The organism is Paenibacillus sp. FSL F4-0236, assembly GCF_038000135.1.
In the GTDB taxonomy this organism is placed as follows: Bacteria; Bacillota; Bacilli; order Paenibacillales; family Paenibacillaceae; genus Paenibacillus_AQ.
This window is the reverse complement of the sequence record NZ_JBBOBK010000001.1, coordinates 3,013,617-3,038,011: the sequence shown is the minus strand read 5'-3', so window position 1 is coordinate 3,038,011 and position 24,395 is coordinate 3,013,617. Positions and strand designations below refer to the sequence as shown.

General features: G+C 36.9%; 22 protein-coding genes. 18 read left to right on the top strand and 4 right to left on the bottom strand.

The genetic code is table 11. From position 1 onward, the window contains the following. The first annotated feature begins 52 nt into the window (after nucleotides 1–52). Entirely contained in the window at nucleotides 53–694 is a 642-nt protein-coding gene (locus tag NSQ29_RS13755) for a thermonuclease family protein (protein ID WP_341125353.1), read from the top strand. Between the two features lie 70 nt (nucleotides 695–764). On the opposite strand, the gene NSQ29_RS13750 is transcribed toward NSQ29_RS13755, so the two are convergent. Further along, nucleotides 765–1,121 (bottom strand): DDE-type integrase/transposase/recombinase, encoded by a 357-nt coding sequence (locus tag NSQ29_RS13750; RefSeq protein ID WP_341125352.1) that lies wholly within the window; start codon nucleotides 1,119–1,121, stop codon nucleotides 765–767. 1,585 nt (nucleotides 1,122–2,706) lie between these two features. Between NSQ29_RS13750 and NSQ29_RS13745 the strand changes: the two genes are divergently transcribed. The 15 genes from NSQ29_RS13745 to NSQ29_RS13675 all read left to right on the top strand — a co-directional run bounded on the left by NSQ29_RS13745 (nucleotide 2,707) and on the right by NSQ29_RS13675 (nucleotide 19,940). Further along, nucleotides 2,707–5,916, top strand: a complete 3,210-nt coding sequence (locus NSQ29_RS13745) for a lantibiotic dehydratase (RefSeq protein ID WP_341125351.1) — start codon at nucleotides 2,707–2,709, stop codon at nucleotides 5,914–5,916. Between the two features lie 316 nt (nucleotides 5,917–6,232). Continuing rightward, a complete protein-coding gene (locus NSQ29_RS13740) occupies nucleotides 6,233–7,708 on the top strand; it encodes an ABC transporter ATP-binding protein (RefSeq protein WP_341125350.1) in 1,476 nt (491 codons plus the stop codon). A gap of 87 nt (nucleotides 7,709–7,795) precedes the next feature. Further along, nucleotides 7,796–9,073 (top strand): lanthionine synthetase C family protein, encoded by a 1,278-nt coding sequence (locus NSQ29_RS13735; protein WP_341125349.1) that lies wholly within the window; start codon nucleotides 7,796–7,798, stop codon nucleotides 9,071–9,073. Between the two features lie 58 nt (nucleotides 9,074–9,131). Then, complete coding sequence (locus tag NSQ29_RS13730; protein ID WP_341125348.1) at nucleotides 9,132–10,430, top strand: glycosyltransferase family 2 protein; 1,299 nt, start codon at nucleotides 9,132–9,134, stop codon at nucleotides 10,428–10,430. Between the two features lie 24 nt (nucleotides 10,431–10,454). Further along, nucleotides 10,455–11,720, top strand: a complete 1,266-nt coding sequence (locus tag NSQ29_RS13725) for a lanthionine synthetase LanC family protein (protein ID WP_341125347.1) — start codon at nucleotides 10,455–10,457, stop codon at nucleotides 11,718–11,720. Between the two features lie 524 nt (nucleotides 11,721–12,244). Further along, nucleotides 12,245–12,685 carry an NUDIX hydrolase gene (locus NSQ29_RS13720; protein WP_341126764.1) on the top strand — a complete coding sequence of 147 codons (441 nt, stop codon included), beginning with the start codon at nucleotides 12,245–12,247 and terminating at the stop codon, nucleotides 12,683–12,685. 91 nt (nucleotides 12,686–12,776) lie between these two features. Next, on the top strand, nucleotides 12,777–13,880 hold the full coding sequence (locus tag NSQ29_RS13715) for a PRK06851 family protein (RefSeq protein ID WP_341125346.1): 1,104 nt from the start codon (nucleotides 12,777–12,779) through the stop codon (nucleotides 13,878–13,880). 41 nt (nucleotides 13,881–13,921) lie between these two features. After that, nucleotides 13,922–14,770: an AzlC family ABC transporter permease gene (locus NSQ29_RS13710; RefSeq protein WP_341125345.1), complete on the top strand. Its 849-nt coding sequence runs from the start codon at nucleotides 13,922–13,924 to the stop codon at nucleotides 14,768–14,770. Then, the gene (locus tag NSQ29_RS13705) at nucleotides 14,767–15,078 is read left to right on the top strand and encodes an AzlD domain-containing protein (RefSeq protein ID WP_341125344.1); all 312 of its coding nucleotides are present in this window, start codon (nucleotides 14,767–14,769) and stop codon (nucleotides 15,076–15,078) included. Before NSQ29_RS13710 ends, NSQ29_RS13705 begins: the two co-directional genes overlap by 4 nt. A gap of 33 nt (nucleotides 15,079–15,111) precedes the next feature. After that, entirely contained in the window at nucleotides 15,112–16,620 is a 1,509-nt protein-coding gene (pdxR, locus tag NSQ29_RS13700; RefSeq protein ID WP_340969185.1) for a MocR-like pyridoxine biosynthesis transcription factor PdxR, read from the top strand. A 106-nt stretch (nucleotides 16,621–16,726) separates the two neighbouring features. After that, on the top strand, nucleotides 16,727–17,701 hold the full coding sequence (locus tag NSQ29_RS13695; RefSeq protein ID WP_341125343.1) for an ROK family protein: 975 nt from the start codon (nucleotides 16,727–16,729) through the stop codon (nucleotides 17,699–17,701). 87 nt (nucleotides 17,702–17,788) lie between these two features. Next, entirely contained in the window at nucleotides 17,789–18,058 is a 270-nt protein-coding gene (locus NSQ29_RS13690) for a PQ-loop domain-containing transporter (protein WP_076286400.1), read from the top strand. A gap of 89 nt (nucleotides 18,059–18,147) precedes the next feature. Further along, complete coding sequence (locus NSQ29_RS13685; RefSeq protein WP_341125342.1) at nucleotides 18,148–18,396, top strand: GNAT family N-acetyltransferase; 249 nt, start codon at nucleotides 18,148–18,150, stop codon at nucleotides 18,394–18,396. Nucleotides 18,397–18,427: 31 nt separating this feature from the next. Next, nucleotides 18,428–19,303 (top strand): serine/threonine protein kinase, encoded by an 876-nt coding sequence (locus NSQ29_RS13680; RefSeq protein WP_341125341.1) that lies wholly within the window; start codon nucleotides 18,428–18,430, stop codon nucleotides 19,301–19,303. A 103-nt stretch (nucleotides 19,304–19,406) separates the two neighbouring features. Then, on the top strand, nucleotides 19,407–19,940 hold the full coding sequence (locus tag NSQ29_RS13675; RefSeq protein ID WP_042187799.1) for a hypothetical protein: 534 nt from the start codon (nucleotides 19,407–19,409) through the stop codon (nucleotides 19,938–19,940). Nucleotides 19,941–19,943: 3 nt separating this feature from the next. Here the strand turns inward: NSQ29_RS13675 and NSQ29_RS13670 are convergent, their stop codons facing one another. Further along, entirely contained in the window at nucleotides 19,944–20,378 is a 435-nt protein-coding gene (locus NSQ29_RS13670) for a DUF4395 domain-containing protein (protein ID WP_076298904.1), read from the bottom strand. 162 nt (nucleotides 20,379–20,540) lie between these two features. Here NSQ29_RS13670 and NSQ29_RS13665 point away from each other — a divergent pair, with 162 nt between their 5' ends. Further along, nucleotides 20,541–21,110, top strand: a complete 570-nt coding sequence (locus NSQ29_RS13665) for a TetR/AcrR family transcriptional regulator (RefSeq protein ID WP_042187803.1) — start codon at nucleotides 20,541–20,543, stop codon at nucleotides 21,108–21,110. Nucleotides 21,111–21,159: 49 nt separating this feature from the next. After that, nucleotides 21,160–22,614, top strand: a complete 1,455-nt coding sequence (locus NSQ29_RS13660) for a DHA2 family efflux MFS transporter permease subunit (protein ID WP_042193817.1) — start codon at nucleotides 21,160–21,162, stop codon at nucleotides 22,612–22,614. A 159-nt stretch (nucleotides 22,615–22,773) separates the two neighbouring features. Here the strand turns inward: NSQ29_RS13660 and NSQ29_RS13655 are convergent, their stop codons facing one another. Continuing rightward, entirely contained in the window at nucleotides 22,774–23,592 is an 819-nt protein-coding gene (locus NSQ29_RS13655) for an SDR family oxidoreductase (protein WP_341125340.1), read from the bottom strand. 58 nt (nucleotides 23,593–23,650) lie between these two features. Next, a complete protein-coding gene (locus tag NSQ29_RS13650; RefSeq protein ID WP_052404270.1) occupies nucleotides 23,651–24,184 on the bottom strand; it encodes a PadR family transcriptional regulator in 534 nt (177 codons plus the stop codon). Nucleotides 24,185–24,395 lie beyond the last annotated feature (211 nt).

Here is a 24,395-nt window from a genome sequence, read left to right as displayed (position 1 = left end):
TTTAATTAGACCCCATGAAGCTATTACATATGTATAAGAAAGAGGTTTAACCATGAGTAAAAAGTATCTATTAAAAATCTGCTTAGCCATCACCCTCATACTCGGAACAGCTACCGCTTGCACTTTCGCCGAGCAGTCTACTTCAGATCAAGCTCCATCTATAACAACAAGTCCTAGCCCTAAATCTGATGCTACGGCAAAGAATACACAAGAGGATAACAGACGTTTATTAGATGCTAAGGTAACACGGGTAGTTGATGGTGACACCATGAAGCTGACTATCGACGTTAAAAAAGAAACAGTACGCTTGCTACTAGTCGATACCCCTGAATCCGTTAATCCGAACATTCCTGAGCCACAGCCATTTTCGATAGAAGCCTCTGATTATGCCAAAAAGATGCTTACTAATAAAGATGTGCAAATTGAACTAGATGTATCAGAACGAGATAAATATGGTCGTCTACTCTGTTATCTCTATATCGATGGCAAAATGTTTAATGAGCTTCTGCTAGAGCAGGGTTATGCACGTGTGGCATATGTATTTGCACCTAATACGAAATACGTAGATCAATTTAGAGCTATACAGGATAAAGCAAGAGAGCAGGGAATCGGCATCTGGAGTATTGAAAATTACGCGCAAAACAATGGCTTTCATGTTCCTAAGTCTTCAGCAGCTCCTAAGCCAGCACGTTAATAGGTTTCTTAGAAGGTAAACATATACAAGCAAGAACACACTAACTGATGGTTAGTGTATGTATAAGGAATTACAAAAGTGAATTTGAATTTCGGATGGTTTTGGTATAAGCATGACAATTGCCTCGGCGAGATATGCTGATTCGGACGCCAACCTTTGACAGCATATCATGGTATGCATGAGACGTGTAATGGAATTTCTGATCGCTGTGAACGATCAGTCCGGTCACGTCTTGTTGCTGAGTCCATGATTGCCGAAAGGTTCGGAGAACCAATTCATTGTCATTCTTGGCGCTCATTTGATAAGCGATAATTTCGTAATTGAACAAATCTTTAATAGCAGAGATAGAAATAGACTCTTTTCGCCTACAAGATAATGCGTAATTTTTGGTAGGGAGCGTCCGCTTTGAAATCAATATATTCTTCACGACACCCTCGTTGATCTAGTAACCCGAATTTTCTTAGCTCTCGTATTTCTCCATCCATTTCTTTACTCATTCTTGGTCTCAAATCTCAAAATGCTCCTTGATTTTTCGAGAAGTCGATCTTTCCTCTACATGTAAACGAAACGAAGGGCCTCTTATTTGATCTCATCCGAGTTTGTTTTAAACTTCTGCCCTTTAATCGCTATAAAAATGCACCCCTAGAATTTCATCGGACAAACCAGCTTCTTTGCCTCTTCAATACTCAACATGGGTAAAATAGATTGCGATTTTATATTGAGAGGCAGGCAAGATAAGCTGGTTAGTATCGCAAAGTCCTTATGCTTCGCGGCTTTCGCGAGTACTCATTCCCGCAGAGGCATCATTTCAAATCGCTTTATTAACCTATTAATTGTATCTTTAACCACGCAGTCTTGCGAAGAGCCGCTTTTTTCTAGATTCTCTTTCACTGAATCCGTAATCATTGACCAGCCGTTCGAATGTTCTTGCTGATGTATGCCGCTGCTTAACCGGTGCGGTCTTGTCATCGAGTAGTCTATAAAAGCTCGGTACGGATCCATGACTAGGCAGGTACGCCTTTGCTTACGATTATATTTCGGCATTTCAGCATCCTGTAGCATTTTAAGGACCGTTTGCCTAACGATTTTTAAGTGCTTACTTAGTTCACAGATAGCCATCGGTCAACGTAATGTCGTTTTCTTACGTACTCTTTGTATACCATCCCATACATACCCTTTTCCCCTGGTTACTGATACTAGATTCAGCATAAGGGACATGGCTCAGGGTGATCAGCTTTTACATTAGCGAACACTATGTAAGTGTACGCTTTTAGCAAATACAGCTTATTGTTCAGAGCCTATGAACTGCAAGGTCTAGAGGCCATTTTAGTTACCTGACACGCAGACCATAACGATCAAATTCCTAAGATAACGTTAGTTTAAACGTCTCTCAAAATTAAACATAGAAGTCAAGCTTCATTATTGTTTTTCTATTCAATATTTATGAGTTTCGATGGTTCTTCGAGCGCTAGAGCAACTTTGAACATATGTGTAATGAGATAATTTTTACCTAATTGAGGTCCACATCATCAGTACCAAGCTATTAATAGTTTTTACTAGTAATTTTTCCACTTTCTCTATCAAAAAGTCATCAGTCATTTACTGTAGCGGAGAAACGATATTAATCGATAATAAGCAAATTTTCAACTTTACATATTATACCTTTTCCTGACAAATATCACATACGAAAAAGATCGAAAATAGTATATTTATGATGTAATACAAAAATAAGGAAAGAAGGATGAAACATGTCTAAATTTGATGAATTTGATCTTGATCTTCAAGTTGTTAAGTCAGGGGGGACAGGAATCTCCAATTACAATGCTACAGTGGAGGGTATAGCCCCAAATTCATGGTCAACAACAAATATAACAAACTCATTAAGATGCTCTCAATGTTGTGGTGGTATCTCGTATACTGCATGTAGTCTGCAATGTTAGTAATTCATTTATCTAATTAAGTAAGAATATGTGAGCATACTTATTCTGAAATGAGTGTGCTCCTATTTTGAAATGAAAGGTGTGATTTTATTTATGAGGGGTTCATATCAATCTTGTGGTTTTTATATGCTAAGAACACCGATATTACCTATTGAATTCTATAAAAGAATTTGTTTTCCGGATGATGTAGTACTCCAGAAAGAACTAGAAAAAATAATGGAAATAAAAGAAATTAGAGAGGCAATCCAAGTAGGAAGTATAAGTTTATATAATAGATTAGATCAAATCAATGATAAAGTGTCTAGCTCAGTATTAAAGTATTTAATTAGAATGTCTACTAGGACTACACCGTATGGGTTGTTTTCTGGAATTAATATAGGGCACTTTGATACCTATTCAAGTATACAGCTTAATAATAAGAAGAAATTTAAAAAACGTATGAGACCAGATATGGAATGGCTTTATGGGGTTATTAATAATATTGGAGAAAATAGGGAATTCGTAAAATTTATTAAGGTAAAAAAAAATAGTCTAGCATACCAAATAGGGGACCGATTAGAGAACCCGTATGTAAGTAATTTTGGAATCATTAATGAAAAAGAAGGTGAATTAGCAACCTCAATACGCTGGACTAATTTACTTGAACTAGTAATGGAACATACTCAAGAATTTGTTGAAATGAGAGAATTAGTACATATAATCCTTGAAAAGTATAGCCATGTTAAGGAAGAGAAGGTCTATGAATATTTAGAAAAATTACTGAGTTATGAATATCTAATTACGAACCTTAGACCACCTTTAACAGAAGTCAATCTCTTTGAGTACGTCGTAAACCAAGTGAAAGGAATTGTGAATGCTAATGAGTTATATGATCAGCTAGAGTGTATCTCTCAGAAGATTAATGAGTATAATACACAGTCAATTGGAGATAGCATGGAATTGCTATCTGATATTATTAAGAATATGGAGAATCTATTTAAGACTACTAATTATGTACAAATAGATACAGGAATTACTACAAGTAAAAATGTACTTAATAGATCTGTTAGTGAGGATATAGAGAAATATTGCTGTATGTTACAGAAATTAGGAGTAAGTCAATTGGAAGACAATAACATAAAAGCCTATAAGGAAGAGTTTTTAGAGATCTATGGCGTAGATATGGAAGTACAACTTTTAGAACTTTTAGATGAAGGTATAGGATTAGGAGCACCAGCTGGGTATTCAAACCCTTTATCCCGTAAAAAGCATGAACCTGCACTTCCAAATGATAAGGTTAAGAGAATTGCAGAGTTTATTAAATATAAGATTATCGAAGCCAATGTAACTCATAATGATATTATCCAATTGACGGATGAGGATGTTGAAGAAATGAGTGGGGATAGTGATATACCAAAGGATGAGGAATTTTCTCCTTCAATTGAATTAAATGTCATAATATCTGCAAAGAGTTGTGAAGATGTTGATAAAGGAAAGTATTTGTTATTTATCGGACCTAACTTTGGTTCTAATAAGGCAGGAAAGACCTATGGAAGGTTTATGGATATCATCAATAAAGATGAAGCTCAGCAAATCAAATCAGAAATATATGAGAAAGAAAAGGCAGTTATTGATAATGAATATATTATGGTTGAACTATCTGAACTTTTGCAATATGGGAGAGGTAATAATGTTACGATTAATAGCAATAACATTGAGTATCAATTATGTATAGCCACCAATTCGGTTGATACGAAGAAGACAATAGATATTAAAGATTTATATGTAGGAGTATATAAAAATAAATTCTATGTAAAATCAAAGAGTTTGAATAAAAAAGTTTTGATTACGTATCACCATATGATGAACTATAAAAATGGAAGCAATATAGGGAGATTTTTAAAAGATATTTCTTCGGGCTATTACTCAAATTTACTGGACATAGCAATGATGTTTCAATTTGAGAACTTTATGCGTTTACCAAGAGTGATGTACGAAAATATCGTACTAATACCTTTATCATGGAGAATAAAAAAAGAAAATTTTGATTTGAGTTCTAATGAAAAGTTTGAAAAAGGTTTTAAAGATTGGATGAAAAAAAATAAAGTTCCTCGTTATATCTACCAAAAAGATTATGATAATAGATTGTTGTTTGATTTACATAGTCCTACTCATACTAAGGAATTGTTTAATATAATAAAAAAATCTAAAGATACAGTGCTCCTAACAGAGACAGAATTAGGACTAGATATAGATAGTCTGATTGTCAGAGATGAAAGTGCTAATAAATATAGCTGCGAAGTTGTAATTCCATTGATTCGAAAACCTATAGAAGCAGAAAAGAACTTCAAAAATAACACCATATTAGAATCTATTCAAACAAAATCTATTATTTCAAGTAATATGAATAAAATAAGTTTTCAGGCTAAACAGCGAAATTTGTTTCCAGGTGATGAAAATTGGTACTATTATAAATTTTATATAACGGAAATTCGAATAAATGAATTGCTAGGAGATTATGTTTACGACTTTTGTGAATTGTTAGTTGAAAAAAAACTAATCTCTAAATATTTCTTTATAAGATATGCTGACCCAAAAATACACATACGGTTAAGAGTTCAAGTTACAGAAGAAAATGATCATTTGGTACAGAAGTACTTTACAGAATTTCTTAAGAAATTAAATACCAAAGGTCTAGTACATTCTATGCAAACTGAAAATTATTTCAGAGAAATTGAGAGATATGGTGGGGCTGAGATAATGCAGGATGCAGAAGAATACTTCTATGCCGACAGTCAGTATGTTGGACAACTCACTAAACTTATAAGAGAGAAAGAAATAGAATATAAAGATGAGCAGATCGCTATAATAAGCATCATTTCTATAATGGAACACTTCAATGTCTCATTTGAAGATCAAGAACAATTGTTTTCAAATATTATTGATCGGACTAAATATCATAATTATTATAAAAAAAATAGAAAAGAATACATGCTTTTTGCAAATTGGGAAGAATTCTGTAGTAAGCGTGTTGGAATTAAATTACATGATTTAATACGAAAAAAACAAGAACAAACGATGAAATACAGACAAGCTGTTGATAATTTAGATCAGCATGGTAGCCTCTGTAACAGTAAAGAATCTATTCTACTAAGTATCATTCATATGTTTTGTAATAGATTTAAAGGTGATAGAGAATGGGAGAGTTTAATTATGTCATTGGTGGGACATAGTTTATATGATCTAAAATTGTTTAAAAAGGCTAAACAAAAGAAACACGTTACAGAGGGCTCCTATGTTTAAAATTAAGAATAATATTAACTTACTCAGAAGAAATTTCTTTATTTTTTTTCGAATTTGTAAACTTTTGTTAAAATCTGATTATAAATATATATTATTCAACTTATGTGCGACATTTATTTATAGTTTAGTGCCTGTTACATTAATTACAATAATGAGACGGTTAATTAATTCTCTTCAAAGTCTTGATATAGATTTACGCAGCACTCTTTATCTCGCCCTGTTTTATATACTGATTGATCTATTTAATACATTAATTACAAGAATAGATAGTTACTACGGAGAAAAGTTTACCCTCAAGTTTTCAGGGGAATTAAAGATGATGGTACTGAAGAAAACGGAGGGGTTGTCTTTAAAGCAATTTGAAGACCCTGCTATTTATAATGTTATACAACGTGCTGAGCAAGGAAGCGAAGGAAGTTTATTTAGTTATTATACAACATATATTACTGTAATACAGAAAGTTATAACGCTTGTAAGTATAACACTGGTCCTTATTATGTGGAAATGGTGGATTGTAGTAATCATTTCTATTATTCCTTTAATAATGTCTTTTAAAATGTTGCAGATTAATGAGGAGCAGTATCTCATTCGTAGAAACAGAACTGGTAAAGACAGAATGCTTTGGTACATGGGTTTTTTATTAACCAAAGATATATCCTTTAAAGAAATCAAACTTAATAATCTTAATCCTTATTTTGTGGAGAAATATAAGAGTATTTATTCCACTATAGTAAAATCTGAAATACCTCTTATAAAAAAGAGATTTAAATATAGTTTTTTGTTTGGTGTACTGGATCAAATCGTCATTGGATTTATCTTTTTAGTAATTGTACTAGATACATTTCATAAAAAGATAATGATCGGAGATACAATGGCTTATGTTAATAGTACATCCAAAGTAAAAGAAAGCATACTTGCTCTATTAAATAGTATTGTATCAATTTATAAGGAGAGTCTGTATATTAATCAGTTATTTGAGTTTTTAGATTTGTCTCCACATTATGATACACAAAGGACATACAAATTAGAGAATATTACTTCTATTGATACAAGGGATCTAAGTTATAAATATAAAGAAAATCAGAACTACGTGTTACAAAATATCAATTTATCTATTTCTAAAAATCAGATTATAGGTATTGTTGGAAGAAATGGTTCTGGGAAGACGACATTAATCAGAATTTTATCTGGATTTTATGATGATTATGAAGGTGAAGTGTTTATAAATAATGTCAACCTGAAAATTATAGATAAAAGTTCCTTCAGAAAATTAACGTCTGTACTATTTCAGGATTTCTCCAGGTATGAAATGTCCGTGAGAGACAATGTGGGAGTGGGTAATTTAAATGAAATTAATAACGATGATTTGCTTAATGAAACTATTAAAATAACAGGATTCAATAAACGATTAGATCAGGGGCTTGATTCACAATTAGGCAATTGGTTTGATGATGGGATTCAACTATCTGGTGGGGAATGGCAAAAAATAGCCATAAGCAGAGTTCTTTTAAAAGAAGCGGATTTTCTTTTATTAGATGAACCAACGGCGTCTTTGGATCCGCTATCAGAAGTAGAATTATTCCATAATATTCAGAAGACCTTATCTAAAAGAATTTCTGTAATTATCACACACAGATTATCAGACCTAGAAACAATAGCAGATGATATCATCATTCTCGACGATGGTAGAATTATTGATAAAGGGAAACATACTGATTTAATGATTAAGTCAGAAGTATATCAAAGGATGTATAATAAATCCACACACTTAGCCTATGAGACTTCTGTTTAACTACGTAATATAGCGAATAGTCTAATAGTAATGAGTCCATTGGGAGTTATCTCATTCCCCATCATGACATAAGGAGATGTTGGATGTATGGTGATAGATGTAACTATAACTGGTAAAGAAAGGAATGCTCTGTTAGAGAAAATTTTAGATAAATATATTAAACAGATTGTTAACGACAGTAAACATGATGTTCATTTGAGAGAAACAACCTCCACGCTACTTGTTCTTTCAGAGGGTTATAGTCTTTTGTCCAATAAAATAGAATTAGATGAGCTTATATACCAAAACATGTTAAATATTAAGAAGTCTCTCATAGAGAACGAATTGTATTATAGCCCATCTCTTTTTGGTGGATTGACGGAAGTTGCATTCTCTATATATGCAGTATATAAAAGTACAGGGCATTATAAGAAGTTTCTGGACAAAATTAATCAATTGTTATTAGAATGGACCGAGAATTTCCTGGGGTTTATTGATATAAAAGACAATTTGAGTGCTGATTTTTTCGATGCTATTTTTGGTGTTTCAGGTATTCTAAAGTATTTGTTATTATTTGCAGAAGAAGAACAAGTTGTTGAATTAATAAAAAGGTTGTTAAGAATGCTTGTTTATTTAAGTGGATATGAAAAAGAAGATTTAGGATTACTTCCCAGATGGTATGTAAGGAAGGATAATCTTAGAATGGAAGCAAATAAATTAAATTATCCAACTGGATCTATTAATTTGGGATTATCTCATGGTATTGCTGGTCCATTAGTTGTACTGAGCGAAGCATATAAGAAGGGAATTATCGTAGATGGACATTTAGATGCAATTCACAATATTGTAAGTGAGTATAAAAAATTCACTTACCTTATAAATGATTCTACTTATTGGCCAACTATGCTTAGCCCAGAACATTATTTGACTGATGGTAAAGATTTCAATAAAGAGATACACAGAGAAAGCTGGTGCTACGGAGCTATCAGTACGGCAAAAGTATTGTTCACTACAGGAAACTGTATTAGTGACCATGATTTAAGTGATTGGGCATTTGACATCATAGAGCAAAAAGCACAACTAGAATTAAAAGATTTATTACTAGATTCACCTACTTTGTGTCATGGATATGCAGGCGTGTTATGTATACTAAATAGTGTTTTTAATATTCGTAAGAGTGCAGCTTTACAACTAGGAATAAATAAAACTGAAAAACAAATTTTAAAAATGTATGATCAAAATTCTCAATATGGTTTTTGGGATATCGAAGGTTCAGATAAGGAAGATAGAAATACATTTCTTAATGGTTCAGCAGGTGTTATTCTGACCCTCTTATCAGCAAATGGATATGGGAATAATATTATTATGAATAAGTTAATGCTTTAATATGATTTGAGATTAATCGGAATTTTAATCTGAAATAATATAAAGGAGATGGATTCCTATGGATATTATTTACGACAGTAAGGTTATTAACTCAATCAATCCTGCAAACTATCATTTAGACTCTGACCATTTAGTATATTTAAGAGAAATGTCAGAATGCCTTACGAATATATCGATTGATATTTATAATAATTTGAAACAGAAAACAGAAGATATGAAAATCTCTGACGTTTTAAAAACAGCGGCTGCATTTAAAACACTCAAATCTGTAACTGTTTCTGCCATCATCATATGCTTTAATGAGGAAAAACTTATCCGAAGATGTATAGAAAGTATTCAACCTTGTAACTTTGATGAAATTATCGTAGTAGACACAGGATCCACAGATAACACACTACAGATATTACAATCACTTCAAGAACGAATGCATAACTTACATATATATGCTATTCAGTGGGAAGATGACTTTGCTAAAGCCAGAAATTTCGGATTGAATCTGGCAGAATCAGACTGGGTTTTTTTTATAGATGCTGATGAATATTATCTGGAGCAAGAGAAATATAACGTTAAAGAGCTTATTTCATTTTACAGTATTTATTACAATGGGAACTTATGTGTATGTCCTAATATTGTGAACTCCAATAAACATGAGTTGTATAACAATCCCAGGATTTTCAGAAAAAATTCTGGATATCAATATTATGGGAATGTTCATGAAATGCTTCGTAATAATAAAGATTCATATGAGTTTGTACCTTACATAGGATTAAACATTAAATTTGGACATGATGGTTACCTTAAAGATGTCTATTCTCACAAAAATAAAGAGAAGCGGAATATTGATTTATTAATAAAATGTATAGAATCAGAACCCGACAACCCATTGTGGAAATGTTATTTAGTGAGAGATGGTGTGAAAAAATTAAGTGCAGATTCTAAAATCCAACTTTGTAAAGATACTATTGATTTATGTGAGGGGATAGAAACTTATTTCTGTACTTATAATTATTATTGGGCTCATACATTATTGATAGATTTGTATGTGGATATGAAGGAAGTCAATAAAGCAGTTCCATTGTTAAATGAATTGAAAAAGAATACATTGGGATGGGATGAATCTGACATTTACTATAGGGAACAATTGGTTTATATGCTTAAAGTAGAAAAAGAGTTGGAGGCCAAACTAACAGAAGTGAAGAACTATAGAAAACAACATTTAAATACAAAAGGCTCTATGTTAAATACGCAAGGTTACCATTTGGATGAGTTAATTATGCGTCTGAACTACCTCAATCATAATATGGATGAATACCATCAATACAAAGATCATCTTTATCATTTGCATTACTTTGTTTAAATATCTTTGAGAGGATTGTCTATCATGCCATTGATTAAGGAAAAAGAAATTATCAATGTAATAAGTGATGATGATAAAAATAATCTCGTTAACATATTCAATGCATATTTTGAAGATATTTTACATGATGAAAGTATAACATTTACGGAATCAGTAACTAACAATATGCTTATTGGTTATGCATATAATCTTTTGGAATATTCCGATTTATGGGATGAAATAATAATGAAAAATATGCAAATTATCAGAGATGAGATTTCGAAAAACAAGTTAGGTAAAGAGGTTTTTCCGGATCCGAACTTGGTGAATACAGCATATTCTATTTTTTTTGTGTGGAAAAACACTAATTATTTTAAAAAATTCGTTTATTCTTTCAATGATTATATCGTGGATTTAACGAATACTTACATTCAATATTTTTATGAGAACAAAAAAAATATTGGATATAATTTCTTTTCCTTATCATCTGGTTTGTCGGGAATAGGAAATTATTTACTGGGATTCGAGGGTGAATATCAAGCAGTAATTGAAGAAATCCTTAAAATCCTCGTTTTCATTACTGATGAAGAGACTGGGAATACCAGTAGAATTACTAAACAAATTGATATATTTGAAAATCATTTGGACTTTGGTCTGAGAAATGGCATAGGCGGTTTTCTTTTAGTGATGGTAAAAGCTTATAACAACAACATTGTCATTCCGGGTCAAAAAAAAGCGATGCATAGTATTATTCATACATATCAGCAATACGTTGTCTATATAAATAATACTACTTACTGGCCTGGTGTATTGAAGTTAGATTCTCAGATTGATTTAAAAGATGCAGGTAATACGAAAGAAACTTGGGCTTATGGTGCCCTTGCCATCGGAAGAATTTTATATCTGGCTGGACAGTCTGTTCAAGATAACGACTTAATAGATTGGGCAAGTAACATTATGCAGAATAAAAGTCGTATGTTTCCAAATGAGTTCGGTGTAATGAATGCTTCATTATTTAACGGTTATTCAGGTTTACTTAGCATATTCGATGCAATTCATAGAAATGATTCATCTATTGAGTATTGTAATATGAGTAATGAGCTTTTGAAAAAAATTATAAATTTATGCATAAAGGACCCACAGCCTACATTTAAACTTAAAAATATACTTCTTGTTTCAGAAAGGATTACTGAGGTCGAAACTTTCGATGATTATACTTTAGGTGAAGGGAATACAGGGATAATATTATCGCTAGTATCGACTTTTTCCACTGCAAAACAAATTCTTCACCCATATTTGGGGATTTCATAATTTAGTTATTGATAATTTTGAAAATAAGGAACAAAATTCAGAATTGTATTATGAGCTAAAAATGAGTAAAATTGAACACAAAAAATACCAAGTGAAAACTATGGAGTTTTAGGCGAGCTTTAACTGAGATAGCAATTGATCAAAAGGGATGCCATTTTGTCCACATTCGTAGATGAACCGAGTGTAATCTATTATGTTTTGTCTGCGTGCCTTGCGTATCCATCGCCAAAGGAGCAAGGCTCACCTTGCCCGACCATACAAAACAAATGAGTCTAGGCGAATAATATACATAGACGTATAGAAGGAAACGCTGGATTTCTTCGACGAATCGGTGGATTATATTTAATATTGAAAAATTAAACAGGGAAAGTATAGATGGGGTTAATTTAAATAGTGTCGACGAGAGAAACGGAACATACAGTTTAGGTATAGTGATTGATAAACAGTTCCGAGGTAAAGGTCTGAGGACAAGAGCTATGGTAATTCTTCAAGAAAGGATGCTTTTTCTGGTGAGCAATTATATTATGGAGCTAAGAAAACTAGTAGGTACCAGGCCGCTTATTATGGCAGGAGCCTGTGTTTTGTTATGTAGCGAGCAGCAATTATTATTACAACGTAGAACGGACAACGGTTGCTGGGGGTTGCCAGGTGGCTCGATGGAGCTTGGGGAGACTTTGGAAGAGGTTGCTAAAAGGGAACTTTTTGAGGAGACAGGTTTACAAGCCAGAGGACTTGAATTGTTCGACATGTTTTCTGGACAAGAGCTTTATTACAAATATCCAAACGGTGATGAAGTATATAATGTAGTAGCCGCTTATCTATGTACGGAATTTGACGGTGCGCTTAAAGAAGATGGAATTGAAGTGCAAGAAGTCCGTTTTTTTAATTATGGAGAATTGCCTAGCGAGTTATCACCTCCTGATGTTCCAGTCATTAAGAGATTTATGGATCATTTTATGAAGTAAGGCCACATCTCACTTAAAGTGTCACCTTTCCCAGGGAACCATAATACGATGAAATATGAACCATGACATTAGCCCGGAAAGGTGTGCGATTATGAACGGAACAATCCTCAATTTCTTTGCTGGCGGGAATACGGCTCACGGCTTTTACAGCCTCTATGAGTCGTCATTGCAAAGTTTAACGCGTCTATATGTTTTAAAAGGAGGCCCAGGTACGGGGCAGACCAAACTGATTAGAGAAATTGGAGAGCAGTTGAATCAACAAGGTTATGAGATCTGGTTTATCCACACTGCATCAGATAACGATTCATTCGACGGTGTGATTATTCCCAAATTAAATATAGGAATTGTGGATGGAACAGCTCCGCGAGTAATAAACCCTGAACTGCCTGAAGAGTCCATCGTATTCGTAGATTTGGAGCAGGCCGCTGATCAGTTCCAGTTGTGCCAGCAGAAGTTGGAAATCGATAATTTAGTCGGAGCCATTAAACAAGAACATGAATTGGCTTATGCTGGCTTTGCTGAAGCTCTTCGCATTCATGACGAATGGGAAGCAATTTATATCGCGAAAATGGATTTTCAAGCAGCTGATGAGCTGACACAGGAGTATATTAAGCTTTTGTATGATGATCAGAAATCTGAAAAATCCAGCCGGGTAGATCATCGTTTTTTAGGTGCGGCGACGCCTAAGGGGGCCGTGGATTTTGTTCCTAATCTAACCTCAGGACTAAAAAGATATCTGGTTAAAGGACGTGCGGGCTCCGGAAAATCTACACTGTTGAAGAAAATAGCGGCTGAAGGCATCAAACGTGGTTTCGATGTTGAAATTTACCACTGTGGCTTCGATCCAAATAGCCTTGATATGATTATCGTGCGTGAGCTTGGATTTGCTATTTTTGATAGTACGGCTCCACATGAGTACTACCCTGATCGGGCAACCGACGAGATCGTCGATATGTATTCCCGCTGTATACTGCCTGGTACAGATGAAGAATATTCCGAAGCTATAGCCGGCATTAAAGAGCGATATTCGAGTACCATGAAACAATCCACACAACATCTTACAGACGCAAAAGTATTCCTAGTTGCATTAAAGCAAATCTATACTTCTACCCTGAATTTTGATCGAGTAGACCAGATTAAATCGCAGATTTTAGAGGAAATCAACGAGATTGTTGAAAGCCCACTGGAGGTTTAAACCTACATTTAAGATCGCTCTCTAGAGGGCGGTCTTTTTTTGTGAGAAAGAAATTGGTATGGTACATACGCACCAATGTGGTTATTTCCACTGGAACTGTATCCAAGTATGCTCTCTCTAGTAACAACGATAAGGGAGAGAAACTTATGAATGATCAAAAAGTAATGTTTAGAACAGGGCTAAAAGATTCTATCGCAATTGTTGCAGGATTTATCCCAGCTTGCTTTACGTTTGGATTGGTCGGTAAGGGGTTAGGTCTAGGAAGTCTGGAAGTATTCTTATTGTCAGCGCTCGTATTTGCGGGGGCTAGTCAATTTATCGGTGTAAAAATGCTTGCCGCAGGAGCAGCCGCTCCAGTGATTTTACTGCTTACTCTGATCATTAACTTAAGATATTTGTTTATCAGCTTATCCTTTGGAGGGCAGTTAAATCGTAACATCAGTGTACTAGCGAGAACTTGGATTGGCTTCAGTTTAACAGAAGAGGTATATGCCGTTAGTATGATCCCTCGAGAAGGAGTAAACCGTAAAACGGAGAATGAAAAAATGAACCAGCCATTAGGACTTCCTTATCTTCTAGGCCTACAAATCCCTCCCTATGTCGCTAACCTGATAGCAACAGCTTCGGGGATCACCCTTGCCTCCTATATCCCAGCTTTATATTTACCGGCGCTAAACACGTCATTATATGCCTTACTAATTGCACTTGTTGTACCTCAATTGAAAGGCAGCTTACGGAATATGGCTATATGTATATCAGCTGCAGGATCATCTTGGCTACTGAACCCTTTGCTGGGAAACTCTTCGATTCTTATAGCTATGTTGATCGGCATGGCAGTGGGTTCCTTAATTAAAGGGCAAGTGAAAGCGGAGAAGGGGGTATCCGTATGACTATATTAATCATCATAGGTATGGCTGTTATTACATTTTTATTTCGTTTTGTGCCTTTACTGCTTACGAACCATACGAATGGTTCTTCCAAAGTCCAAGAGCTGCTGGAGTATTTGCCCATAGCGGTTCTTAGTGCGTTAACGGTACCTGGAATCATTCAGGTAGACCCAGATGTTAATCTTGTGGGTATCGCATCAGGGACTGTCGCTGTTATACTGGTATTAATTAGAAAAATTCCGCTGCTCTACGTGATTCTAGGCTCTGTTTCCGCAGCAATACTCGTAAAAATGCTAACCCTATATTTTTAAATCAAAAGTCGGAACAGAAGGGGAGGACCTCTTATGAAGCATGATTTGCTGATCACACTCGATAAAGAACGACAGATACCATTTAGCCGTCAAATTTACGAGCAAGTTCGAAATGCTATCCATTCAGGAGCTTTAAGCGGGGGGGACCCCCTGCCTCCGTCTAGAACTTTGGCCAATCAGCTTGGAGTATCCAGAAGCGTGGTCCTTCAATCCTATGAGCTACTACAGGCAGAAGGGTATCTGGAGATGAGAAAAGGGGCGGGAACGTTTATTGCGGAGTTGACGCTGGAGGAGAAAGTTACAAAAGATTATGAGAGCCCTTACAATTTTATAACGAAGGGACCTGATATCCTTACGCTTAATCCTCCTTCTACTAGAGAAGTTGATCATTTGAACCCGGTATTTTGCGATTTTCGACATGGTGTACCTGCTTGGGATGCGTTTCCTATGGATCAATGGCAAAAAGCTCTAATGAATGCTTGCCGCCGCGCTTCACCGGATACTTTAGGCTATGGCCCTGCGGAGGGTTCACTGGGACTACGCCGAGAAATTGCTCGTTTATTACGTTCCACGCGGTCTATGCCCGTTGTTCCAGAACAAATCGTGATTACTTCTGGAGCTACCCAAGCTCTTGATATTTTATCGAGGATTTTCTTATTTAAAGGTGATCAAGTCATTGTTGAAGATCCTTCACATAGCGTTGTGCGTGAAATATTTTCTTTTGCTGGGGTAGAGGTCATACCTGTTAAAGTAGATCAAGATGGCATCTGTGTGGAAGAGATCCAGACAAACAGTGATAACGATAAAGAAGGTAATCTTAAAAAATCGCCAAAGCTAGTCTATGTTACGCCTTCTCACCAGTTTCCTTTTGGGACGACACTGTCCTTGAAACGAAGAGTTCAGCTGTTGGATTGGGCGAACGCTAATCATGCTTTTATTATTGAAGACGATTATGACAGTGAATATAGATACGAGGGTCCGAAATTATCCGCGCTTGCTGGTCTAGATGTTGAGGGTCGAGTCATTTATGTAGGCAGCTTTAGTAAAGTATTATTTCCTTCTCTGCGGATAGGTTATGTTGTGCTGCCTCCGGCTTTGCTTCAACCTTTTTTGGCCGTTAAATGGATTACAGATCGCATGTCTTCTGCTTTGGATCAGGAAGCGTTAGCTGAATTTATTCAGAATGGTCACTATGCAAGGCATGTTACACAGATGGGTAAGCTGTATGCCTCTCGTAGAGCCTGTCTCGTAAATAGCTTGAATACTGAATTTGGGAGTCGAGTGCGATATTATGGCGAGGAAGCGGGGCTGCACTTACTGATTGAGCTGGAGTCGGATGCCGAAGAGAATCGTATAGCTGAAGTGGCGCTCCGTTACGGAGTTCGTGTATATCCTGCATCCTCTTATTTTCTGGAGAGTAAACCTAAGGGACCTGTGTTTCTACTAGGCTATTCTAATCTTACTGAGAATCAGATTAAGATGGGTGTGAACAGATTGATGTTAGCCGAAGTAGAAGCGACAGTTAGTAGTAGTCATTTGTAATAGAAATATTGGAACTTTATCATATAACTTGTATGTTCCCTCTATAGTTTCAGCCTTCAGACATTCATAATGAAAGGTGAAGTTATTTCTAATTCTGGAGGTTCTTATGAAACGCTATATTATAGGAATTGATCTCGGTGGAACGAATATCAAAGCAGGAATTTACGATTTCGATTTTATAGCTGTAAAAGAAATATCTACACCTACAGAGGTAGCTAAAGGCCCGTTACATGTGCTGGAACGGATTAGAGAAGCTGTACGTTTGATTACGGTTGAAGCGGATATTTCGTTAGATTTAGTAGAAGGTATGGGAATCGGAGTGCCCGGATTACTTGATCCGGTAGCGGGCATTTCTTTTTTCTCACCTAATTTTCCGGGGTGGGAGCAAGTACATGTTGTTGACGAGATGAAGATATTTTATGATTTCCCTATTTTCATTGATAACGATGTAAGGGTTAATCTGTATGGAGAATGGCAGCAAGGTGCAGGCAGAGGTTATAACAATCTAGTTCTGATTACTTTGGGAACGGGTTTAGGATCGGGTATCGTGAACAACGGGAAAGTAATCTACGGCACGTCTTATAGCGCTGGTGAAATTGGGCACATGAATATGTACAGGAACGGACGACCTTGTAAATGTGGGAGCTCGGGCTGCTTGGGACGATATGTCTCCGCGCTTGGCATGGTGAACACTTTTAAAGAGAAGCTGAAGGAAGGCCGAACCAGCATGATTCAGACCTGGACAAATAATCAAGAAGAGCAAATTACCGCGCTAATGATATCTGAAGCCTACGAACTCGGAGACGCTCTCTCTATGGAGGTCATGCAGGAGACAGGGACTATACTTGGCTTTGGATTAGCGAATGTAGTGAATATGCTCAACCCTGATCTTATTATTGTAGGTGGGGGGATGGCAGCAGCGGGCGATAAATTGCTCCAACCTGTAAGAGAAGCTGTAAGTCAGCATGCGTTGAAGCTATCTGGCAGTAAGTGTAAAATTGTTCAAGCTTCGCTAGGGAGTCGGGCCGGAACTATTGGTGCTGCCTCTTATGCATATAGTAAGCTTAAAGAAGCAGAGTAGCTAAAAATGATTGTTAATTTAGTATGAACTGGAACCAGATGGAGCCGCCCGGAATACAACAATAATAAAATCCGTGGAGGTGCTCATATGTTTGCAATCATGCAATTAATAGGTGGGGTGATCCTGTCTTTGGGATGGATTCCTCAAATTATTCAAATCCTTAAATCAAAATCCGTAGCCGATTTAAATTTGAAGTCGTATTTACTTATGCTGCTCGGGATTAGTCTAATGGAAGCATACGCGATAAGTTTGGCGGTTACGGGAGTAGGTTTAGCTTTTTTGATTACGAATACGATGTCCTTATGTGTTGTATTGCTGGTTATTATTCTAGTGCTTAAATATCGAGCAAGATCATGATTGAAGTTAAGAAGGTAGGAAACGGAATGACGTACAGTTATCGAAAAGCCGCATCTACGGATTATGCCGCAATATGACAAGAACAAGATTTGTACTGGCTAGGAAATGTTATTGTTTCACCCGATTATAGAGGTAAGGGAGCCGCGGAGTATTTGATTCGTACCATGCTTGCTGCTGCTAAAGAGGACTTACAGCTTCAAGAGTTACATCTAGTTTGTCATAATGTGAATACTAAAGGGATGTTATTATACTCCAGATTAGGGTTTAAACCGTATGAAATTGTCAAAAGAACAGGTCCTCATGAAACAATCATCGCCGGAATCTTTATGAAAATATAGCTAACTTAGGTTAGTAAATGCGGAGGCACATTTGAGCGAAAAATATTTTACATACGAAATCGATGCAGTAACTTTTCAATTGCAAGAGCCTTGTGATTTTGCTTGGTTATCTAAACTTGGCAGGGTGTTCAAAGTGTTCGATCAACAGGATTCGGGAAATCTTTCTTTTGGTGTGGAGAAGGAGGGTCAGAAGTATTTTGTGAAATTTGCTGGTGCAAAGCCTTTGACTTACGATGGGAACCCCTCGGATGCTGTTGATAATTTGATGAAAGCTATTCCGTTATATAATGAGCTTGAATCTGAAGTGCTGATCTATCTGGTGTCACATTTTGAAGTTGGAGTGGGATATGCAGCGGTGCTTGAATGGTTTGAAGGGGAATGTTTACATTCGCATTGGCTGTTTGCGGGAGAAGCTAAGTTGAACCATCCGGAATCGCCTTTTTACCGCTATAAGCAACTATCTATTGAAAAACGTTTAGCGTCCTTAGACGTAATCTTTGCGTTTCATGAACATGTTGAGTTGCAGGGTTATGTCGCTGTCGATTTTTATGATGGAAGTATTCTTTATAATTTCGCGAACGATGAAACAAGGATTTGTGATATTGATTTTTATAGACCTAAGCCAACTGTAAATGATCTGGGAGAGAACTTTTGGGGCTCATCCAGATTCAAGTCACCGGAAGAGTTTATCTTGGGTGCACCGATTGATGAAGTTACCAATGTATTCAATATGGGCGCAACTTCATTTGTTCTTTTAGGAGGAGCCTCCGACCGGTCGTTTGCAAAATGGGAGGCGAGCGAAGCTCACTACGAGGTTGCTTTACGGGCGGTTAGCCTGGAGCGTGAGCAGCGGTATCAGAGTGTAGCGGAATTTAAATTAGCTTGGGATAGAGCAGGAATTGTTTGAGGTAGGTGGGAAATGAGAACTGCTTAAGCTGTAAGATAAGAATGATAGCCCTGCTATTGTCACATGATATGATTTATAAATAGAACAAGCAGGAGGGATTTCAATGAAAAGAGACATTCAGCATGTTCCCTACGGCTATGAGCCACCGGTTGAACAACGTAAAGGGACGTTAGTGTTTTACGATTCTTTTGAACATATAACAGATCAGGAACTTGTAATCGCGGCAAAAACGGCCACCGATCGGCGTTTCACTAAGCTAGTGCTATATCCGCTTCATGAAGAAACGGTGAGACGGATGACCAAAGAGCCGGTGAGCGCTTATTATAAGCGTGAGGACCGGCTGCATGAATGGAAGAGGGAGCAAGGACTTAGCTTCATCACGGTAGAGAGTTTGGAGGGAAAGCGAAAGAAATATACTCCGCTTGATTCTGCGCTTAGACATCTTGCAGAAATCTATCCTTCGCCGATTTTTTTGTATTTAACACCTGAGGTGGCGAATCAGTTTGCGTCTTACTCCTCTTTTGAAGAATGGATTGTAAAGATCCGCTTATTGTTGCCATCTGCACCTTCATCACTTCATCCAAGGCTACTAAAATTTCGCCATCGCTGGGATGTTGTTGGAGAAGAGAAAGATTAAGATTTAATGTGTGCTGCTCTGTTTACGTCTGTAATTGTACATTCTCCACTGATAATGGATAAAACATCCGATGCAAAATCCAAGTATCGCAACAGTGGCTGCCACTGCAACTAGCGCTGTGAAAATATAGGCAGCAATCGTCCACCCCGCGATGAAGCTGATCAGACCACCTGTGAGGCAGAAGACAGCAATCGTTTGGTTAAACTGTTGCTGTGACCAGTCTTCGAGTACATAGTGCGAACGTTCTTTTGTCAGAAACTTAGCAGCCAGTTTAATAATGGGATTATAGCCGAACAAGAGTCCGAGCAATCCGGCAAACAAGGGCAGCGCAAGAATCCAGTGCTGTCCTGTTAGCCATGTCAATATTACAGAAATGACGATAAACGCCTGATTAGTCTTTACTAATGGTCGTGGAATTCCTTTGGGCACGTCTTGCATTTTATTCACACCTTTCTTATTGGAATAATTATAGTATACGCTGAGGTTGAGGGAATGGGAAGTAGATTACTTTGAATTTAAGTAATTTATATGTTGACATATCTCTTAAAAATATGGTTTTATTATGTAGACCAATTGTTATAATGCAAAGGAAGTGTCAGCTTGTCGAACAAGCCGAATACGCGTGAGGCGATTCTGGACACCGCTTCGAAATTATTTTTTTCTCAGGGATATCATGCAACAGGACTAAATCAGATTATTAAAGACAGCGATTCACCGAAGGGATCTCTTTATTATTACTTCCCCCACGGTAAAGAAGAGCTGGCTTTAACATGCATTAACCGGACTAGTCTAACAGTCGCTCAGAAACTGAACTGTCATATGGAGAGCAGCAATAGTGCAGCTGAAGCAATGGAGGATTTTATTCTAGGCATGGCTATGGATGCAGTGGAATCTTCATTTGAGGGGATTGTTCCATTTAGTTTTTGGTTAGCGGCGGAGACCTCTTGTATTAGTGAGGAGCTGCGGACTGCATGTAAATCTGTGTTTATGGACTTGCAGGATGTGATCAAGAAACGCCTTCTGGAAGAAGGTGTGGAGAGCAACACTGCAGCCGATAAGGCTTCAGTAATAGTCTCATTATTTGAAGGAGCGCTTCTTCAGACGCTGACTTTACGGGATGAACAGCCGCTTCTCGCGGCGGCGAAGATTATCCCAGCAATACTTGGTTAGAGATAGACAATAGATAAGAACATCAGGGGGATTAAGAGTGGAAGCAACTATGCAAGGAAAGCAACAAAAGGAAGTAAAGAAGTTTAAAACCATTCCGATTCTAGTCTCTTTACTACTTGCAGGATTTATCGGAATGTTCAGTGAAACCGCACTGAATGTAGCTTTAAGTGATCTTATGAATGTCCTTCAAATTACTCCAGCAACAGCACAATGGTTGACTACGGCTTATCTGCTTACACTGGGAATTCTAGTACCGATTTCGGGTATGCTGCTTCAGTGGTTCTCGACTAGACAGTTGTTTGTTGCTGCTTTATGTTTTTCAATACTTGGAACGTTTTTAGCTGCAGTATCACCTAGTTTTGAGTTCCTATTAACAGCGCGTGTGGTACAAGCAATGGGTACAGCGCTTCTTTTACCACTTATGTTCAATACGATCCTTATTATCATTGCTCCTGAAAAACGTGGTGCCGCGATGGGGATGATAGGATTGGTTATCATGGTAGCACCAGCGATCGGTCCTACTATTGCCGGTCTTCTAATTGAAAGCCTTAGCTGGCACTGGATCTTCTGGCTGTCACTGCCATTCCTGGTGATCGCATTGATATTCGGGATCCTCTTCATGCAGAATGTAACGAAGGTTACGAAGCCGAAGATCGACATCCTCTCCATAGTGTTATCATCAATTGGGTTTGGTGGAATCGTGTTTGGTTTCAGTAGCGCCGGTGAAGAAGCTGGTTGGGGAAGTCCAAAAGTAATCATTGCTATCGTAGTAGGTGTGGTTTCACTCTTATTGTTCGGTTTGCGCCAAATGAAGATGAAGCAGCCTATGATTAATCTGCGAGCTTTTAAATATCCAATGTTCTCCATTGGTGTGGCTATGGTATTTATTTGTATGATGGTTATCCTGTCATCCATGTTGATTCTTCCAATGTATCTTCAACAGGGTCAAGGGTATACAGCGTTCAAGGCAGGCTTGCTGCTACTTCCAGGGGGGATTATTAACGGATTGATGTCCCCAATCATGGGTCGTCTGTTCGACAAATACGGTCCCAAATGGCTCGTTATTCCGGGTCTAATTATTGCAGCTACTGCTTTGTGGTTCTTCTCCAGTATTACTGTTGCTTCTACGGTTGTATTCGTAATCGTACTTCACAGTACGCTTATGATTGGTGTGTCGATGGTATTTATGCCTGCACAAACCAACGGAATTAACCAGCTGCCGTTAGAATTATATCCAGATGGTACAGCGATCATGAATACTTTGCAGCAGGTTGCTGGTGCGATCGGTACTGCATTAGCTGTCAGCATTATGTCCGCAGGTTCTAAGAGTTATTTGAAGACTGTGGCCGATCCTGCCGATCCAGCTAATATGTTGCCTGCATTCACGCAAGGTGTACAAAATGCATTTATTTTCGGAATGAGTATGGCGATTGTAGGTCTAATTCTTGCGTTCTTCGTGAAAAGAGTAGTCGTTAATCATAAAATGAATACACCAATGCATTAATCATTAAGCTTGTAAAATCCCCTTACGGTAGATAGTGGAGAAGGTTCATGTACATATGAACATACCACTGTTAATCGGAGGGGATTTTTTTAATCATAACAAGAAAGAGGGACCTCTCCCCGGTAGAATACCGAGAAGCGTCCGCTACCTAACTTCTTTTTAAGAAAAATGCTGGGCTATATTAGTCAGATACTCTGCTTCATCTGTATTTTCTTTCATATGAATGAGCATTTTTGCATCTTCTCCAACAATGTACCGGAACTGACTTGTCCCATCAGTGGCGGCTTGATATATTGTTTCCGCAACAATTTCTGGAGGCGAAGCATAGGTAGGTTGTTTTTCCATCTCACCCAATTTACCCAAAAATGCAGTAGTAAAGGGTTTATAATCCGTTAATGTATCATTAAAAAAGAACTCCATCGATCTTCCACCAAAGTCCGTCTGAATAGCACCTGGTTCAATTAACTTAACTTTAATGTTCTGTGATGCTAATTCATAAGATACGGATTCAGAAAAACCTTCAACGGCAAATTTCGTTGAATGATACAGAGACATTGTAGGAAAGGTTACTTTTCCACCCATAGAAGAGATATTGATTAGCAAACCATCTTGATTAGATCTAAAATGTGGCAATATGGCTTTAGTCATACTGATAAGACCAAACACGTTCACTTCAAACTGTCTTCTGATCTGCTCATCTGTAGCGACTTCAATAAGACCCATTGTTCCATAACCAGCATTATTGAGAAGAACGTCAATTTTACCGAACCGCTTAATCGCTTCCGCTAACGCAGGTTGAATTGTATCTGATTTCTCAACATCAAGCTGTAAAACCAATACATTATCAAGTGTAATAAGTTCATTTTCTTGTTCAGGGGAACGCATCGTGGCTACGACGTTCCATCCTCTTTCAGCAAAATGTTTTGCTGTAGTTCTCCCAATGCCAGACGAAGCACCCGTTATAAAAATTGTTTTCATTAACAATTCCTCCCAAAAGTTTTCTGAGCGTTACATTTTCACTTGGTACGTACAAAACTTACTTCGTAAGCACTAACTGCTCCATGTTTGACAACCCTTCGGCAATGATTTTGAGTTTTGCTTTATATTCTTCAATGCCAATTTGGATACAGATGATCTGTGCTGGATGCATTTCATCTTTATAAAGTGAATACTGCGCAAGTAACTGATCTAACTTATGTTGTGATTCCTCCTGTACCTGCTTCAACCAAAGAATCACCTTGTCATACCCAACAAATTCACCAAAGTATAACCTCATCATAAAATCAGATTTCTTAATACTGTCAGCCTCTAGTGGGGCTAGCAAATAGGCGTTAAAACTATCTCTTCCTTTATCCGTGATGTTTAAAAGATTCTTATTAGGCTTACCTGCCTGCTGCACATTTTCCTTAGTTATCAAACCCTCCTTTTCCATGCGAGCAAGTGTGGGATAAATCGTTCCATAACTAGAACTATAGAAATTAGAGAATACATCCTCCAATAACTGTTTTATTTCGTAACCAGTCTTCGATTCTTTCATAAGCATGCCTAAAATAACATCCTGACTGTTCAAAATAGAACCTCCTTGTTGTTTAGAAATATTTGTATATCACGCTTATAATATATCGGTTAGATATATATTGTGTCAATATATATTATTTTGATACAGGTAACTTTATCGAAATCATAAATCACTTGTTCCTTGAGGATTGTTTGGAATGGGTACTATGAACCAATTAGTTTCAGGTCATTCCCGTATGTCTAAATATTAAGTACAATTACAT

Bases quoted from the DNA above. Each gene is read 5' to 3' on its own strand.
- NSQ29_RS13755 (WP_341125353.1), top strand. From the start codon at position 53: ATGAGTAAAAAGTATCTATTAAAAATCTGCTTAGCCATCACCCTCATA.
- NSQ29_RS13745 (WP_341125351.1), top strand. From the start codon at position 2,707: ATGAAAGGTGTGATTTTATTTATGAGGGGTTCATATCAATCTTGTGGT.
- NSQ29_RS13740 (WP_341125350.1), top strand. From the start codon at position 6,233: ATGATGGTACTGAAGAAAACGGAGGGGTTGTCTTTAAAGCAATTTGAA.
- NSQ29_RS13735 (WP_341125349.1), top strand. From the start codon at position 7,796: ATGGTGATAGATGTAACTATAACTGGTAAAGAAAGGAATGCTCTGTTA.
- NSQ29_RS13730 (WP_341125348.1), top strand. From the start codon at position 9,132: ATGGATATTATTTACGACAGTAAGGTTATTAACTCAATCAATCCTGCA.
- NSQ29_RS13725 (WP_341125347.1), top strand. From the start codon at position 10,455: ATGCCATTGATTAAGGAAAAAGAAATTATCAATGTAATAAGTGATGAT.
- NSQ29_RS13720 (WP_341126764.1), top strand. From the start codon at position 12,245: ATGGAGCTAAGAAAACTAGTAGGTACCAGGCCGCTTATTATGGCAGGA.
- NSQ29_RS13715 (WP_341125346.1), top strand. From the start codon at position 12,777: ATGAACGGAACAATCCTCAATTTCTTTGCTGGCGGGAATACGGCTCAC.
- NSQ29_RS13705 (WP_341125344.1), top strand. From the start codon at position 14,767: ATGACTATATTAATCATCATAGGTATGGCTGTTATTACATTTTTATTT.
- pdxR (WP_340969185.1), top strand. From the start codon at position 15,112: ATGAAGCATGATTTGCTGATCACACTCGATAAAGAACGACAGATACCA.
- NSQ29_RS13695 (WP_341125343.1), top strand. From the start codon at position 16,727: ATGAAACGCTATATTATAGGAATTGATCTCGGTGGAACGAATATCAAA.
- NSQ29_RS13690 (WP_076286400.1), top strand. From the start codon at position 17,789: ATGTTTGCAATCATGCAATTAATAGGTGGGGTGATCCTGTCTTTGGGA.
- NSQ29_RS13675 (WP_042187799.1), top strand. From the start codon at position 19,407: ATGAAAAGAGACATTCAGCATGTTCCCTACGGCTATGAGCCACCGGTT.
- NSQ29_RS13670 (WP_076298904.1), bottom strand. From the start codon at position 20,378: ATGCAAGACGTGCCCAAAGGAATTCCACGACCATTAGTAAAGACTAAT.
- NSQ29_RS13660 (WP_042193817.1), top strand. From the start codon at position 21,160: ATGCAAGGAAAGCAACAAAAGGAAGTAAAGAAGTTTAAAACCATTCCG.
- NSQ29_RS13655 (WP_341125340.1), bottom strand. From the start codon at position 23,592: ATGAAAACAATTTTTATAACGGGTGCTTCGTCTGGCATTGGGAGAACT.